The sequence below is a fragment of the Flavobacterium rhizosphaerae genome, from assembly GCF_046000445.1.
Taxonomy (GTDB): domain Bacteria; phylum Bacteroidota; class Bacteroidia; order Flavobacteriales; family Flavobacteriaceae; genus Flavobacterium; species Flavobacterium rhizosphaerae.
Map to the genome: position 1 here is coordinate 234,425 of NZ_JBELPZ010000003.1, position 13,396 is coordinate 247,820.

At 38.6% G+C, this 13,396-nt stretch carries 17 protein-coding genes and 2 tRNA genes; 8 read left to right on the plus strand and 11 right to left on the minus strand.

Annotated elements, in window-relative coordinates:
• Window positions 1-152 precede the first annotated feature (152 nt).
• The gene (locus tag ABS766_RS05435; protein ID WP_408084107.1) at window positions 153-695 is read left to right on the plus strand and encodes a porin family protein; all 543 of its coding nucleotides are present in this window, start codon (window positions 153-155) and stop codon (window positions 693-695) included.
• A gap of 92 nt (window positions 696-787) precedes the next feature.
• Here ABS766_RS05435 and murA read toward each other — a convergent pair whose 3' ends face one another.
• The 4 genes from murA to ABS766_RS05455 all read right to left on the minus strand — a co-directional run bounded on the left by murA (window position 788) and on the right by ABS766_RS05455 (window position 3,566).
• The gene (gene murA / locus ABS766_RS05440; RefSeq protein ID WP_408084108.1) at window positions 788-2,101 is read right to left on the minus strand and encodes a UDP-N-acetylglucosamine 1-carboxyvinyltransferase; all 1,314 of its coding nucleotides are present in this window, start codon (window positions 2,099-2,101) and stop codon (window positions 788-790) included.
• Between the two features lie 6 nt (window positions 2,102-2,107).
• Entirely contained in the window at window positions 2,108-2,803 is a 696-nt protein-coding gene (locus tag ABS766_RS05445) for a DUF4290 domain-containing protein (protein WP_408084109.1), read from the minus strand.
• Window positions 2,804-2,821: 18 nt separating this feature from the next.
• Window positions 2,822-3,106 (minus strand): DUF493 family protein, encoded by a 285-nt coding sequence (locus ABS766_RS05450; protein WP_408084110.1) that lies wholly within the window; start codon window positions 3,104-3,106, stop codon window positions 2,822-2,824.
• Window positions 3,107-3,263: 157 nt separating this feature from the next.
• Window positions 3,264-3,566, minus strand: a complete 303-nt coding sequence (locus ABS766_RS05455; protein ID WP_408084111.1) for a hypothetical protein — start codon at window positions 3,564-3,566, stop codon at window positions 3,264-3,266.
• Between the two features lie 224 nt (window positions 3,567-3,790).
• Between ABS766_RS05455 and ABS766_RS05460 the strand changes: the two genes are divergently transcribed.
• From ABS766_RS05460 to ABS766_RS05470, 3 genes are all read left to right on the plus strand, one after another.
• Window positions 3,791-4,090, plus strand: coding sequence for a hypothetical protein (locus ABS766_RS05460; RefSeq protein WP_408084112.1), 300 nt, complete (start codon window positions 3,791-3,793; stop codon window positions 4,088-4,090).
• Window positions 4,091-4,169: 79 nt separating this feature from the next.
• On the plus strand, window positions 4,170-5,102 hold the full coding sequence (locus ABS766_RS05465; RefSeq protein WP_408084113.1) for a 1-phosphofructokinase family hexose kinase: 933 nt from the start codon (window positions 4,170-4,172) through the stop codon (window positions 5,100-5,102).
• A 107-nt stretch (window positions 5,103-5,209) separates the two neighbouring features.
• Complete coding sequence (locus ABS766_RS05470; RefSeq protein WP_408084114.1) at window positions 5,210-5,431, plus strand: hypothetical protein; 222 nt, start codon at window positions 5,210-5,212, stop codon at window positions 5,429-5,431.
• 129 nt (window positions 5,432-5,560) lie between these two features.
• Here the strand turns inward: ABS766_RS05470 and ABS766_RS05475 are convergent, their stop codons facing one another.
• Window positions 5,561-6,076 carry a hypothetical protein gene (locus tag ABS766_RS05475; protein WP_408084115.1) on the minus strand — a complete coding sequence of 172 codons (516 nt, stop codon included), beginning with the start codon at window positions 6,074-6,076 and terminating at the stop codon, window positions 5,561-5,563.
• A 255-nt stretch (window positions 6,077-6,331) separates the two neighbouring features.
• Between ABS766_RS05475 and ABS766_RS05480 the strand changes: the two genes are divergently transcribed.
• Complete coding sequence (locus ABS766_RS05480; protein ID WP_408084116.1) at window positions 6,332-7,147, plus strand: SRPBCC family protein; 816 nt, start codon at window positions 6,332-6,334, stop codon at window positions 7,145-7,147.
• Window positions 7,148-7,151: 4 nt separating this feature from the next.
• Here the strand turns inward: ABS766_RS05480 and ABS766_RS05485 are convergent, their stop codons facing one another.
• On the minus strand, window positions 7,152-7,652 hold the full coding sequence (locus ABS766_RS05485; RefSeq protein ID WP_408084117.1) for an NUDIX domain-containing protein: 501 nt from the start codon (window positions 7,650-7,652) through the stop codon (window positions 7,152-7,154).
• Between the two features lie 40 nt (window positions 7,653-7,692).
• Window positions 7,693-7,980: a hypothetical protein gene (locus tag ABS766_RS05490; RefSeq protein ID WP_408084118.1), complete on the minus strand. Its 288-nt coding sequence runs from the start codon at window positions 7,978-7,980 to the stop codon at window positions 7,693-7,695.
• Window positions 7,981-8,155: 175 nt separating this feature from the next.
• Between ABS766_RS05490 and ABS766_RS05495 the strand changes: the two genes are divergently transcribed.
• Window positions 8,156-8,419, plus strand: a complete 264-nt coding sequence (locus ABS766_RS05495) for a hypothetical protein (RefSeq protein WP_408084119.1) — start codon at window positions 8,156-8,158, stop codon at window positions 8,417-8,419.
• 110 nt (window positions 8,420-8,529) lie between these two features.
• On the opposite strand, the gene rpsT is transcribed toward ABS766_RS05495, so the two are convergent.
• From rpsT to proS, 4 genes are all read right to left on the minus strand, one after another.
• On the minus strand, window positions 8,530-8,781 hold the full coding sequence (gene rpsT, locus ABS766_RS05500) for a 30S ribosomal protein S20 (RefSeq protein WP_408084120.1): 252 nt from the start codon (window positions 8,779-8,781) through the stop codon (window positions 8,530-8,532).
• 31 nt (window positions 8,782-8,812) lie between these two features.
• Window positions 8,813-8,884: transfer RNA gene (locus ABS766_RS05505), tRNA-Glu, on the minus strand.
• Between the two features lie 23 nt (window positions 8,885-8,907).
• Window positions 8,908-8,979: transfer RNA gene (locus ABS766_RS05510), tRNA-Glu, on the minus strand.
• Between the two features lie 81 nt (window positions 8,980-9,060).
• Window positions 9,061-10,536 (minus strand): proline--tRNA ligase, encoded by a 1,476-nt coding sequence (gene proS / locus ABS766_RS05515; protein ID WP_408084121.1) that lies wholly within the window; start codon window positions 10,534-10,536, stop codon window positions 9,061-9,063.
• 102 nt (window positions 10,537-10,638) lie between these two features.
• On the opposite strand from proS, the gene ABS766_RS05520 reads away from it, so the two are divergent.
• Both ABS766_RS05520 and ABS766_RS05525 read left to right on the plus strand, forming a co-directional pair.
• Window positions 10,639-11,724, plus strand: a complete 1,086-nt coding sequence (locus ABS766_RS05520) for a hypothetical protein (RefSeq protein ID WP_408084122.1) — start codon at window positions 10,639-10,641, stop codon at window positions 11,722-11,724.
• An 81-nt stretch (window positions 11,725-11,805) separates the two neighbouring features.
• Entirely contained in the window at window positions 11,806-13,293 is a 1,488-nt protein-coding gene (locus tag ABS766_RS05525) for an OmpP1/FadL family transporter (RefSeq protein WP_408084123.1), read from the plus strand.
• Window positions 13,294-13,396 lie beyond the last annotated feature (103 nt).

Genomic DNA, 13,396 nt, shown 5'->3' on the forward strand with positions numbered 1-13,396 from the left:
TTGTAAAACTTATATATTTGCCTTATAATTAATCGTAGCCCCATTAAAAGGATTTGTTTGTTTAACTTAAAAAATAACAATATATTTAGTATTTAATCTTTTGATTAAATTAATTTTATTATTTTCGTAACACTTAAAAAAAATAAAACACAATGAAAAAAACTTTACTATCAGCCGTTGCTGTTTTTGCTTTTTGCTTTTCTGCTCAGGCACAACAAGATGATTTTCCTGTTTTTGGTATTAAGGGTGGGGTGAATTTCTCTAATTTTGGTGCAGATGCTGACACAGATAGCACAACCGGTTTTTATGCAGGTGTATTGGTAGATATTCCGGGAAAAGGAAATTTCCATTTTCAGCCCGAAATCCTTTATACTTCTGAGGGCGCAAAAGACTCAAGCCTTGACTATATAAGGATTCCTGTCATGGGAAAATATTACCTTACACAAGGATTAAGCATACAGGCAGGGCCTGAACTGGCTGTAAAAATTGGCGCTGAAGACAAAGATGTAAATCGATCAACAAGAAATCTGGATTATGGTGTAGAAGGTGGCCTTGCGTATGAATTTGGCCCGGGCATATTTATAGATGCACGTTACTACCTTGGCCTTGCCAATATTTATGATAGTGTTGATAATGAACAGGACATGAAATTCACAAATAATTCTATACGTGTAGGTATTGGTTTCAGGTTTTAAAGAAACAACAACCTATTACGCATATAACACAAAAATAATAGCCGGAAATTCCGGCTATTATTTTTTTATATACAGATGTGATTATAATATAATTAATCTATCCTTTCTATTTTAGCACCAAGAGCGCGCAGCCTTTCGTCAATACGCTCGTAACCACGGTCTATCTGGTCGCTGTTTTGTATCGTGCTTACTCCTTTTGCAGAAAGTGCCGCAATAAGCAATGATACTCCGGCCCTGATATCAGGCGAAGACATTAAAATACCTTTTAGCTGAGATTTAAAATCCAGCCCTATTACAGTAGCCCGGTGCGGGTCGCAAAGAATTATTTTAGCGCCCATATCAATAAGACGATCTACAAAAAACAAGCGGCTTTCAAACATTTTCTGGTGTATAAGCACACTACCACGCGCCTGTATAGCCACAACGAGTACTATACTCAGCAAATCCGGAGTAAAGCCCGGCCAGGGGGCATCGGCTATAGTTAATATTGAACCATCTATATAGTTCTGAATTTCATAACCCTCTGTGTGGGCAGGAATATAAATATCATCTCCCCTGCGTTCTATGGTAATGCCCAGCTTTCTAAACACATTAGGTATAACGCCTAAATTACCCCAGCTTACATTTTTTATGGTTATTTCACTGCGTGTCATGGCGGCAAGGCCAATCCAGCTACCAATTTCAATCATATCCGGTAAAATACGGTGCGCACAACCAGTTAGGCTTTCTACACCTTCTATCTCTAAAAGGTTAGAGCCTACACCTGTTATTTTTGCACCCATGCTGTTAAGCATTTTACATAATTGCTGCAAATATGGCTCACATGCGGCATTGTATATGGTAGTTTTGCCTTCGGCAAGTACGGCAGCCATAACTATATTGGCGGTACCGGTTACCGAAGCTTCGTCAAGCAGCATATAAGTACCTTTTAGCCTGCCATCTGTTTCTACACCATAAAAATGGTCTTCTTCGTTATAGCGAAATTTAGCCCCAAGGTTTATAAAACCCTCAAAGTGGGTATCCAGCCTGCGCCTGCCAATTTTATCTCCGCCCGGCTTGGGTATATAGCCTTTACCAAAGCGTGCCAGTAATGGGCCTACAATCATTATAGAGCCCCTTAAGGATGCGCCTTCTTTTTTAAAAGCTTCACTTTCAATATAGGCAAGATTTACATCATCAGCCTGAAAGCTATAACTGCCATGGGCAAGTTTTTCTACTTTAACCCCCAGGTTACGCAACAGGTTAATTAATTTATTTACATCTATAATATCAGGAATATTGTTGATTGTTACCTTTTCCGGGGTAAGCAATACGGTGCACAATACCTGCAGCGCTTCATTTTTGGCACCCTGAGGGGTAATTTCTCCTTTTAGGGTGGCGCCGCCTTCTATCTTAAATGTTCCCATGAAGCTTTAGGATTTTCTATTTTTATTGTTTTGGTTATTTTTAGTATTGCTTTGCCTGTGCATTTTTGGCTTACCGGTGTTAAACTGGCTTTTGTTGCTCATTTTTTTATTAACCTTCATCAGGTCATTGGCATTAGAAAGCTCTTCGTCGGTACTCTTAAGGTTAATTTTACCGTCAGAAAGTTCATAAAGGTGCTCAAAAATCACTTCATCTTTTACAGTATCCTTATTCCAGCTCAGGTATGATTTTTTCATGTGGTTGGCAATAACCATGATAAGGGCATTTTTAAAGTCGCCTTCTTCCCATTCGTTAGCCTTATCAATCATATATTTTATGTTATTACCATAAAACCTGTACTTAGGAAAGTTTTGGGGATAGCCCAGCGGATCGGGCTTTTGCTCCAGCATTTCACGGTTAGGCTTGGGATAGGGAGAGTCAACATCCAGTTTAAAATCTGACATGATAAAAATCTGATCCCATAATTTGTGTTGAAAATCGGGTACATCGCGCAGGTGCGGGTTTAGGTTACCCATAACCGAAATGATGTATCCGGCTGCTTTATTTCGTTCTTCCCTGTCTTCCAGCTCAGATGCCTGATCTATTAATTTTTGCAGATGCCTGCCATATTCGGGTATAATAAGGTGGGTACGGCCAGAATTATATTCCAGTTGCCCTACCGCTTCTTCAGAATTATATCTCATTGTAGTAAAAGAAAATTTTTATAAGGAAATAATACCTTCTATTGTAGAGAGCTCAATATATTTATCAACAACTGCCTGTGGACCATCCATACGCACATTAATTGAAACACTGGTATACTTGCCTGTTTTAGACTGGCTTGTATCAATTACGGCGCCCATATTATTAAAGGCTTCTTCTATTCGTTTAATTTTTTCAGGCGAAGAGGGTACAATAAATTTATATAAATATTCTGAAGGCCAATCGGCAGAGCCGGCAAGTTCTTCCTTAAGGCGCCTGTAAAATTCCTCGGTATTCTTATCCATTATAGTTTAGATTATAGCAAATATACATTATCCATTTTACTTATAGTAAAAAACTGCGTTTAAAAAGCAAACGTGATACTTTTATACTCCTTAAATTTATAAAATTTTGTTGTTTAAATGTAAAAGAAAAATATTTGCCCTTAGGTGGTGGCTATTTTTATTTTACCATAGTAGCCAGAATAATACTGACTGATGCCACCACCGTACCTATATAAGTAAACCGTATTACCCTATTAAGTAACCCGTTATTTTTAAAAAGCTGTATAACTATAAATACTGCAGAACCCATTATTATATTTACAAAAATCCAGGTCATAAATATTTTTTCTAACCTGATATCTCCTCCACCAAAAGTATTGCTTAAAAACATAGCGAGTAACAGGGCAAAAACAAGCAGCCATATAAAATATAATGCTACAAGTACATGAAATGCTATATGCCTAAAATCGTATTTCTTCATTATTATATCTGTATATACAGTACGGTAATTATTGATTTTTTTATTTATAAACGGGTTGCATCAAATATAATGCCTTTAGTAAATTTATAATGAGCACAATTACATCAAAAAAAATCACAAATTTTTGCTGAAAAATATTATCTTTTTGTTATATATTTACAACCCTAATTTTTTCCCCAAAAAAATTATGCCCATCCAAAAATTAATTAAATTACTAATGCAACATGAAATTAAGAGACTTAAAAAATTGGCTCAATGACCTATCTGAAGAAGAGCTTGAAAAAAACTTACATTACAATTCTTTAGACTATGGCATTTCTGGCCCGGTAAATGAATTTACCCGTACAGATGACAATCTTTATTATGTTGGTGATGACCCGGTTTTACTGCATACTGATAAGCAGCTAATACAAAGAGGGTATACCAAAAAACAGATTGATCAACTTGATGTAGAAATACCAAAAGGGTGTTATTATATTGAGCTGAGCAATGAGTATAGTATTTTAGAACGGTTTATATCGTAGCCATCACAGCCTATATTTATTGTTTTTTTGCTTATTAATTTGGTATCTTAGGCGGAAAATAAACCCGACTATTTATATTATGATTAATAGCATTTTGACCATTACACTTAACCCTACAGTAGATAAAAGCACTTCTGTAGAAAATATTAAGCCCGAGAAAAAGTTACGCTGCTCCCCCCCGAAGTATGAACCGGGCGGGGGTGGCATTAATGTGTCTCGCGGGTTGGTGCGGCTTGGAATAGAAAATACTGCCTTATTTACAGCAGGCGGGCGCACCGGCGAACGCCTTATAGAATTGCTAAAGGAAGAAAAAGTAGCAACAAGCCCTATTAAGGTTAGTGCAGAAACACGTGAAAATTTTATTGTTGTAGATACCCTGCACAATGAGCAATACCGCTTTGGTATGCCTGGCGACAGCATTACCCCTGAAGAAAACGATACTATATTAAAAAAGATACTTGCCCTCTCTCCCACACCGGAAGTTGCTGTTATAAGCGGCAGCCTGCCACCCGGGGTTTCTACAGCATTTATAGGTGAAATAACCCGTGCCTTAAAAGATAAAGGCACAAAAATAATTGCCGATACATCTGGCGATGCTCTACAGGAAATTTTAAAGGAAGGTATATTTTTATTAAAGCCTAACCTGGGAGAGCTAAGTAACCTTACAGGGATTGAAGAACTTGATAACGAACTGGCTGATGATGCAGCTATGAAGCTTATTAACGAAGGCAAAGCCGAAGTTATAGTGGTTTCACTCGGGCCGCAGGGTGCCCACCTTGTAACAAAAACTGATAATGTGCACATACCTGCCCCATCAGTTAAAAAACTAAGTACAGTAGGTGCGGGAGATAGTATGGTAGCCGGTATGGTATATGGCATAGTAAAGGGCTACAGTAGTTTAGATATAGCGCGTATGGGTGTTGCATGTGGATCTGCCGCTACTATGAACCCCGGCACCGGCTTATTTAAACCACAGGATGCAGAACGGCTTTTTAGCTGGCTTTGTAAATAACGGCAAGGGTTTGCTAAAAGTTTAGTGTTTTATTGGGATTACCTTACAAAAATTTTAAAGGTTTATAAATGATCTTTGTATCCACAAAAACCTTTAAAGTAACAACCATGAAAAAAAACTTCGATTTAGCCACCGTTAAAAACTTTATTCTTGCCAATGCCCTTACAGAAAATGTAATGCTTATGCTTCACCCTTCAAATTTTAATAAGCTTATACCCGAAGGAAAAAAAGCAAGGCTTTTACAAATAAGCGGTATTAATGTGATTGCCGATAATGACAATGAAGTTACTGAAGATGAAATTGACATTCTTGAGATTAAGTTTAATTAGGACCTAACTTATTATAATATAAAAAAAGACCATTTGTAAAAAATGGTCTTTTTTTATATCTGATAGTCAGGTAAAAACAGGTAAAAAAAAATTCCGGCTTTACCGGAATTAATAATATCTAAATATATTTTATTTTTTGTTGGATGTAAGGGCTCTTTGCTGTGAGGCGGCAGGTAACGCAAATATAGCATTCAGGTATCTGTCAAGATTGTTTAGGTCATTTATGGTGTCTGCATCGTTACGCATTTTTCCATCGCTGTCAAGGTAATATTTTTCGCTCCTGTTAGCCATTACCCTTGCGCCCATTGGCCCATAGTGTTCAAGCATTTTAAAATTTTCTATTTTAACCACATAAGATTCCGGGTTTACAATTATAAAAAATTCAAACTTGCACTCATTTTTTAGCAGTGCCGATGCATCGGGGCAGTTTGGGGTTATATTAAAAGCAACACCTTTATACACATTATCCATCAGGCCGGTAATTTTAAGATTAGGCTCTCTATCCAGTATAGTTACCACATCTGCATTAGTAGATTGTATTTCGCGTTCCCAAACCAGTTTGCCGTCTTCAGCATGAAAATTTCCCTGGGCATAAGTTGTTGCAGAAAGGGCTATTGTTGATAATAATAAGAATAATTTTTTCATAGCAATAAAATTTAAGTTTGTTAATTGAGGTATCATATTTTCAAACACATTGCTAAATTACCTATTATATTTATTGTATTAATAACATTTATCAATAGTTTATGACAATACCTTAAACAATAGTTAAAACAGAAAAAACTACAAAACAGGCTGCTACGCTTTTTATGAATGCATTAAGAATACTTTATAAATAACTTATAATAAAGCATTTATATATTTCATAAATTCGATGGAATAATTATAAATAAAACCATTATGGAATTAGCTAAAAACGGTAGTACAGGCACTGTAGCCTATAGCAAGCAGAAGAGAAATTACTCTAAATACGATGCTTCGGGCACCGACCCGAATCGTTATGCATCGGTATCTAATGCTACTGAGGCTGATGAATATCTTCATAAAGGTAAAAAAAGCATTGTACCAGGGCTACGGGTTAACGTAAGCACACCTGAAAGAATTATTATGGTTGCTGCCGGGGCATACCTATTATATAGGGCATTTAAAAAAAATGACAAAAGAAAAGTAGCAGAGAGCCTTGCTGGCGGAACCATGCTTTTTAGAGGCATTAGCGGTTATTGCCCTGCTTATGATACTATTAATCAAACCGGAGTTTTTAAAGGGGGCAGTATAAGCATTAACAGCAAATTTACTGTAAACAAACCTGTTGAAGAAGTATATAAAGCATGGCGCAACCTTGAAAACCTGCCGCTTTTTATGGAGCACCTTACAAGTGTAACTACTATAGATGATTACATTTCTGAATGGAAAGCAACAGCGAAAGGAGTACCCGGAAACTTAAGCTGGAAAGCAGAGATACTTATGGATGAGCCAAATGAACTGATAAGCTGGCACTCTATGCCGGAATCTACCATACATAATGCCGGTAAAGTTCGTTTTAAAGATACAGGAAATGGTACCGAAGTAAATGTAACCATATCTTACCAGGCACCGTTAGGCAAAGCCGGAGAGTTTGCCGCTAAACTAATAAACCCTGTTTTTGAGAACATGATTAAATCTGATATTGAAGGATTTAAACAATATATTGAGGCGGGACATACCCCCTCCTATTAAATTACTAAAATAGGCCTGAAGCACCGGTATTATTATCGGTGCTTTTTTGTGTCATTATATTAACTTCATCCAGAAATGAAACCTGGCGTTCATTAATAAGCCGCACGGCATCATTATAGGCAAACCAGCCGGCTTTATCAATTTCCGGAAACTGCTGTACCCTGCCTGATTTTGGCGGCCATACCATTTCAAAAGTATTACATGTTATTGCAGAGGCATCTATACAGACATTATCTTCAACCGCCCAGCACAATACCTTTTTACCGCCTTTTTGCACAACAGGCAATAAGGGAATAAACGGTTGTGTAAGCGTATATCCTGTTTCTTCCTTAAACTCCCGTATTGCCGCAGCAAGAGGTTCTTCGCCTTCCTCAATCTCACCTTTGGGTACAGTCCACCAACCGGCATCTTTTTTAGCAAAAAAAGCACCACCCGGGTGCACCAGAAAAAATTCAGTGCCGGCATCAGTAATTCTGTAAACCAGCAAACCGGCGCTTATTTTCATATACGTTGTAAATTATGGGTACCTGGCAGCGAAGTGTAAATTACTTTTTATAATTCTTTATAACTTCCATATTATATTTATCAAGGTATTTTTCCAGTAGCTTGCCCTGTTTAAAACTAAGTTTCCAGATAAATTTATTGGTAAGGGCATGGCACCAAAGTTCTACATAAAAATTATCAATGGCATACAGCAGCTTTCTTATTTCGCCCTCTATACAGGCATCAATAAGTTCTCCTTTTTGCCACAATATGCGGTATTGCTCTTCTTCTGTAAGTTTTTTATAATCGTACAGCTTCATATTACCTCCTTTAATTACGATTTCTGTCAAATATAAAAAAATAATCACCTATAAGAAAATGCCTGCGGTTATAAATATCAGCTCCAAAATTATTAAAACAAAAGCACTGTTTAAAAGGCTAAATATTAAGTATTTATTAGCAATTGGTTAGCATTTTTTAAGATTATAAAAGCGGAAATTGCACCATATAATAAAATGAAAAGATATGAAGCTGCTATTATTACTACCAAACCTCGTACTACTATCGGTGTCAGGTTATAACCTTTATACCGGCTTAACAACATCGCAAGGCCCTAATTATATTGTATACAACCTACTGCATATAGCTGTAAGCATTATTTGCTTAACATTTATAGGCATGATCATCAGGTCTTTATTTAGTATAAAATATATTGAGACAGAACAAACATTTGTTGAAGAAGCTTATTATAACGAAACAAACTTACAGCACCAAACTGTAAATATTTAAAACACCAAAAAGAAGATTTTTATATATATGTTAGTTTACAATTGCAAATAGAAAAAGGCTCCGCTAAAAACGGAGCCTTTTTTCTATTATCTTATATGCTTTCTTTAATACTAAAGAGCTGATACGTGCCTTGTAAGTTTAGATTTAAGGTTAGAAGCCTTATTAGCATGTATAATGTTTTTCTTAGCTAGTTTATCTATCATAGAAATAACACCTGCAAGCTTTTCTGAAGCTTCAGCTTTATCTGTAGCCATACGGATAGCTTTAATTGCATTACGGGTAGTTTTATGCTGATACCTGTTTAATACCCTCTTCTTTTCGTTGCTCCTTATTCTTTTTAAAGCTGACTTATGATTTGCCATTTTCTTTTATATAATGCTGTTAATACTTTTGTAGTCCGTAGGGGAATCGAACCCCTGTTACCAGGATGAAAACCTGGCGTCCTAACCCCTAGACGAACGGACCATTTTATTTGTTCAAAAAAGTTGTAGCCCGTGGGGGAATCGAACCCCCCTTACCAGGATGAAAACCTGGCGTCCTAACCGATAGACGAACGGGCCATTATTATTTCTCAATGCGGATGCAAAAATACAACTATTTTTTATTTTCGCAAGAATGAGAAATAAAAAAATTAAAAAAAATTAATATGCCCTTGCAAACAATACCCTTCCTGCTGACGGAGCCCCAGTAAACACACAGGTTCCTGTTTCATCCTTCCTGTCTAAAGGTATGCAGCGAATGGTAGCTTTTGTGAGCTCTTTTATCTTTTCTTCCGTTTCTGGGGTGCCATCCCAGTGTGCCGATATAAAACCTGTTTTGTTTTCCAGCACATCTTTAAACTCTTCAAAATTATTTACTTCGGTAATATGCGCATCCCTAAACTGGCTTGCCTTATCAAAAAGGGTTTTCTGCATTTCCTCAAGCATATCCTGAATATAAGTAACAATTTCTGCACTAATAACAGTTTGTTTGGTGAGTGTATCCCTCCTTGCTACTTCAAAAGTGCCGCTTTCAAGGTCTTTAGGGCCTATAGCAACGCGCAAAGGCACGCCCTTAAGTTCATATTCATTAAACTTCCATCCGGGTTTATGCGTGGTACGGTCATCATATTTTACAGATATGCCTAACTTTCTTAAACGTGCCATAAGCTGCTTAGCCTCTTCGCTAATTGCGGCAAACTGCTCGTCTGTTTTATATATTGGCACGATAACCACCTGTATTGGCGCCAGGTTTGGTGGCAATACCAGCCCGTTATCATCACTATGAGTCATTACCAGCGCTCCCATTAAACGTGTAGACACCCCCCATGAGGTAGCCCATACATATTCCTGTTTACCTTCGGATGTAGCAAATTTTACATCAAAGGCTTTGGCAAAATTTTGGCCTAAAAAATGCGACGTACCTGCCTGCAGGGCTTTTCCGTCCTGCATAAGCGCCTCTATACAATAGGTTTCTATAGCTCCGGCAAAACGCTCATTAGCTGATTTTATACCTTTTATAACCGGTATTGCCATAAAATTTTCGGCAAAATCAGCATATACATTCATCATTTGCTCTGCCTCGGCAACAGCCTCCTGCTCGGTAGCATGGGCAGTATGCCCTTCCTGCCACAAAAATTCGGCAGTACGCAAAAACAACCGGGTACGCATTTCCCAACGCACGACATTAGCCCACTGGTTTATAAGCAGGGGCAAATCACGGTAACTTTGTATCCAGCCACGGTAGGTATCCCATATAATAGTTTCTGATGTAGGCCTTACAATAAGTTCCTCCTCCAGCTTGGCATCCGGGTCTACTTCTATCGTTTTGCCGTCTTCGCCGGTTTTTAGCCTGTAATGCGTTACTACTGCACATTCTTTAGCAAACCCATCAACATGGCTTGCTTCTTTGCTAAAATATGATTTGGGTATAAAAAGAGGGAAATAGGCATTTTGATGGCCTGTTTCTTTAAACATGCGGTCCAGCTCGGCCTGCATCTTTTCCCATATTGCAAAACCGTAGGGTTTAATTACCATACAACCCCTTACACCAGAGTTTTCTGCCAGGTCGGCTTTCACCACCAACTCGTTATACCATTTGGAATAATCTTCTGAACGCGTTGTTAAATTCTTACTCATCCGTTTTAAATTGGCACAAATATTGTTTACCTTTATATATCAATTATAGTTTAGCAAAACTAACTATTTTTGAATGTTCAACAATAAAAAAAATGCAGAGATATGAAAACCCGTTACTTTAATTTAACCAAAATATCCCTGTATTCCGTTTTAGGGATATTAGGATTAACAGGGGTCTCATGCAGTTCTTATCAAAATACTTCGGCATACGATAATGACGGCATATACGGCTCCGTACCGCACGACAGTAATAATCAACCTGTTTACACATATAATGACGGTAATGTTGCACAATACCGCGACGGAGAAGTTACAGGCCAGAACTCAAATGGTTATAGCGCCTATTTTAACTCGCTTCAGGATGAGTATGCACTGATAGAAGATCCTGATAACTATACCACTTATGATAACGACTCTCTGCAAACACAACAGGTAACCGCCTACGGAGGCTGGGGTGAAGACCCTGATAATGTTACTGTGAATGTTTATGGCGGGTATGGTTACGGAGGTTATGGCGGTGGCTATTGGGGTTACCCATATTATGGCGGCTATTGGGGTAATTATTACCCATGGTATGGTTATGGCTACGGTGGATATGGTGGCTGGGGCTACGGCGGCTGGGGTCTTAATATAGGTTGGGGATGGAATTCGCCTTATTACGGAGGCTGGTATTCTCCCTTATATTATGGCGGCTATTACCCTTATTACGGAGGCTATCATAACCATTATTACAACAATTACAGGAGGTCTACTGCCTATTATCCCGGTGGGCGCGACCAATATAACAACGGACGTTACAGCAGCGGCAGAAGAAGCACTAACTACGCAACCGGCCGCAGGACAACTACAGGTGTTAGCCGTTTTAGTAGCAGGCAGGACAGCAGGAGCAGCAGGATTACAAATTCCCGCAATGGAAACAGAGCTTCACAGTATAACGGACGCAGCACACGCAACAGCTCATACAGCAACGCTACAAGAAATACAAGAACCTATACACCAAGCAACAGGTCTGCAACACCATCAAGAAGTTATACACCTTCTACAAGAAGTTCATCTTCTGGCAGCAGCAGAGGCTATAGCACACCTACCCGTAGTAGTGGTAGTGGCGGCAGCTTTGGCGGATCCCGCGGCGGTGGCGGTGGAGGAGGCTCACGAGGCGGCGGTGGCGGTGGCGGCCGCAGAGGTTAAAAATAATACTCCCATGCTCCTGCCTGCCTGTTTTTTTAAGGCCGGGAACATGGGATTTCTTATATTAAAATTCCAAATGTTATGAAAAGATTTTTATTTGCATCTGCTATGCTCATGGCAGGAGTGGCTACGCATGCTCAAGAAGATTTGAATACAGCCGCTGATGCTGTGCGCTATTCAATGGATAATATTACCGGTACTGCACGTTTTAGGGCTATGGGCGGGGCTTTTGGCGCCCTTGGGGGCGATATTTCGTCTATAATGGTTAACCCTGCAGGCTCTTCTATTTACAGCTATAACTCCGGTACCGTATCGGTTTCAAGCTACAACATAAATAATAAATCCAACTATTTTGGCAGCCGCAATACCCAAAATGATAATGCTTTTGACCTGAACCAGGTTGGTGCAGCTTTTGTATTTAACAATGCAAATGAAGATGCCTTTATGAATAAGTTTACCCTGGCATTTGATTATGAAAACACCAATAGCTTTGAAAACAATATATTTGCCGCAGGTATAAACCCTACTAACTCTATTGATAATTATTTTCTGCACTATGCCAATGGGTTTAACGGTTTAGGGGCCATAAACCTGAGCACACTTGATAATGCTTATTATGAAGATTTAAATTTTATAGACCAACAGGCTTTTTTAGGTTATAACGCTTATGTTTTTGATCCTAACCCTGACCCTAATGGCCCGGCATACATAAGCAACAATAGTTCTTCTGGGAACCGTTACCAGGAAAGCAGCATAAACACTAGTGGTTATAATGGTAAAATAGCTGTAAACTTTTCGGCACTGTTAAATGACCGTGTGTATGTAGGGGCTAACCTTAACGGGCATTTTACAGATTATATAAAAACTACACGCTTTTATGAAGACGATAACGGGACTGGCGGTGAAGGTGTGCAGTACCTGCAATTTAATAATGAGCGCTATACTTATGGCGGTGGTTTCTCCTTTAATTTAGGAGCAATAGTAAAAATAACCGAACAATTTAGGGCCGGCCTGGCGTATGAATCACCTACATGGTACAAGCTGACTGACGAGGTAACACAGAGCATTTACTCTAACCTGGGGAGCTTTAACCCCAGCATGACATTTGTACTGGATGATTATACTATTAAAACCCCGTCTAAGTACACTGGTAGCCTTGCTTATGTATTTGGAAAGCGAGGGCTGATAAGTATAGATTATGCCCTAAAAGACTATAGCACTACCGAGTTTAAAAGCAACCGCTACAACAGTATTAATAACGAATTAAGCAATACACTTGATAACGCGGGAGAACTGCGTGTTGGTACCGAATGGCGAATAAACAATTTTAGCCTGCGCGGTGGGTACAGGCATGAGCAAAGCCCTTATAAAAACGGCACTACTGTTGGCGATTTAAATAGTTTTTCCGGTGGTTTTGGTATTGCCTTTGGCAGCTCAAAGCTGGATTTTGCCTATACCTGGTACCAGAGAAAAAGTGATGTATCATTACTTACCCCCGGGCTGGTTGATGCGGCAAGGGTTACCAGTACCAATAATAATGTAACTATTTCATATACGCACGATTTATAATTTTTCATTTTATTATTATATAAACTAAAGGGGCTGTCTCAAAAGTGAGTCAGCCCTATTTTTTTTAAACAAATAAGGGAGCCCGCGGGTTCCCTTTATTCTG

Excerpts from the sequence above, each read along its gene's own strand:
- ABS766_RS05465 (WP_408084113.1), top strand. The coding sequence starts at position 4,170 with ATGATTAATAGCATTTTGACCATTACACTTAACCCTACAGTAGATAAA.
- ABS766_RS05445 (WP_408084109.1), bottom strand. The coding sequence starts at position 2,803 with ATGAGATATAATTCTGAAGAAGCGGTAGGGCAACTGGAATATAATTCT.
- ABS766_RS05435 (WP_408084107.1), top strand. The coding sequence starts at position 153 with ATGAAAAAAACTTTACTATCAGCCGTTGCTGTTTTTGCTTTTTGCTTT.
- proS (WP_408084121.1), bottom strand. The coding sequence starts at position 10,536 with ATGAGTAAGAATTTAACAACGCGTTCAGAAGATTATTCCAAATGGTAT.
- ABS766_RS05475 (WP_408084115.1), bottom strand. The coding sequence starts at position 6,076 with ATGAAAAAATTATTCTTATTATTATCAACAATAGCCCTTTCTGCAACA.
- ABS766_RS05455 (WP_408084111.1), bottom strand. The coding sequence starts at position 3,566 with ATGAAGAAATACGATTTTAGGCATATAGCATTTCATGTACTTGTAGCA.
- ABS766_RS05525 (WP_408084123.1), top strand. The coding sequence starts at position 11,806 with ATGAAAAGATTTTTATTTGCATCTGCTATGCTCATGGCAGGAGTGGCT.
- ABS766_RS05450 (WP_408084110.1), bottom strand. The coding sequence starts at position 3,106 with ATGGATAAGAATACCGAGGAATTTTACAGGCGCCTTAAGGAAGAACTT.
- ABS766_RS05520 (WP_408084122.1), top strand. The coding sequence starts at position 10,639 with ATGAAAACCCGTTACTTTAATTTAACCAAAATATCCCTGTATTCCGTT.
- ABS766_RS05480 (WP_408084116.1), top strand. The coding sequence starts at position 6,332 with ATGGAATTAGCTAAAAACGGTAGTACAGGCACTGTAGCCTATAGCAAG.
- rpsT (WP_408084120.1), bottom strand. The coding sequence starts at position 8,781 with ATGGCAAATCATAAGTCAGCTTTAAAAAGAATAAGGAGCAACGAAAAG.
- ABS766_RS05470 (WP_408084114.1), top strand. The coding sequence starts at position 5,210 with ATGAAAAAAAACTTCGATTTAGCCACCGTTAAAAACTTTATTCTTGCC.
- ABS766_RS05485 (WP_408084117.1), bottom strand. The coding sequence starts at position 7,652 with ATGAAAATAAGCGCCGGTTTGCTGGTTTACAGAATTACTGATGCCGGC.
- ABS766_RS05495 (WP_408084119.1), top strand. The coding sequence starts at position 8,156 with ATGAAGCTGCTATTATTACTACCAAACCTCGTACTACTATCGGTGTCA.
- murA (WP_408084108.1), bottom strand. The coding sequence starts at position 2,101 with ATGGGAACATTTAAGATAGAAGGCGGCGCCACCCTAAAAGGAGAAATT.
- ABS766_RS05460 (WP_408084112.1), top strand. The coding sequence starts at position 3,791 with ATGAAATTAAGAGACTTAAAAAATTGGCTCAATGACCTATCTGAAGAA.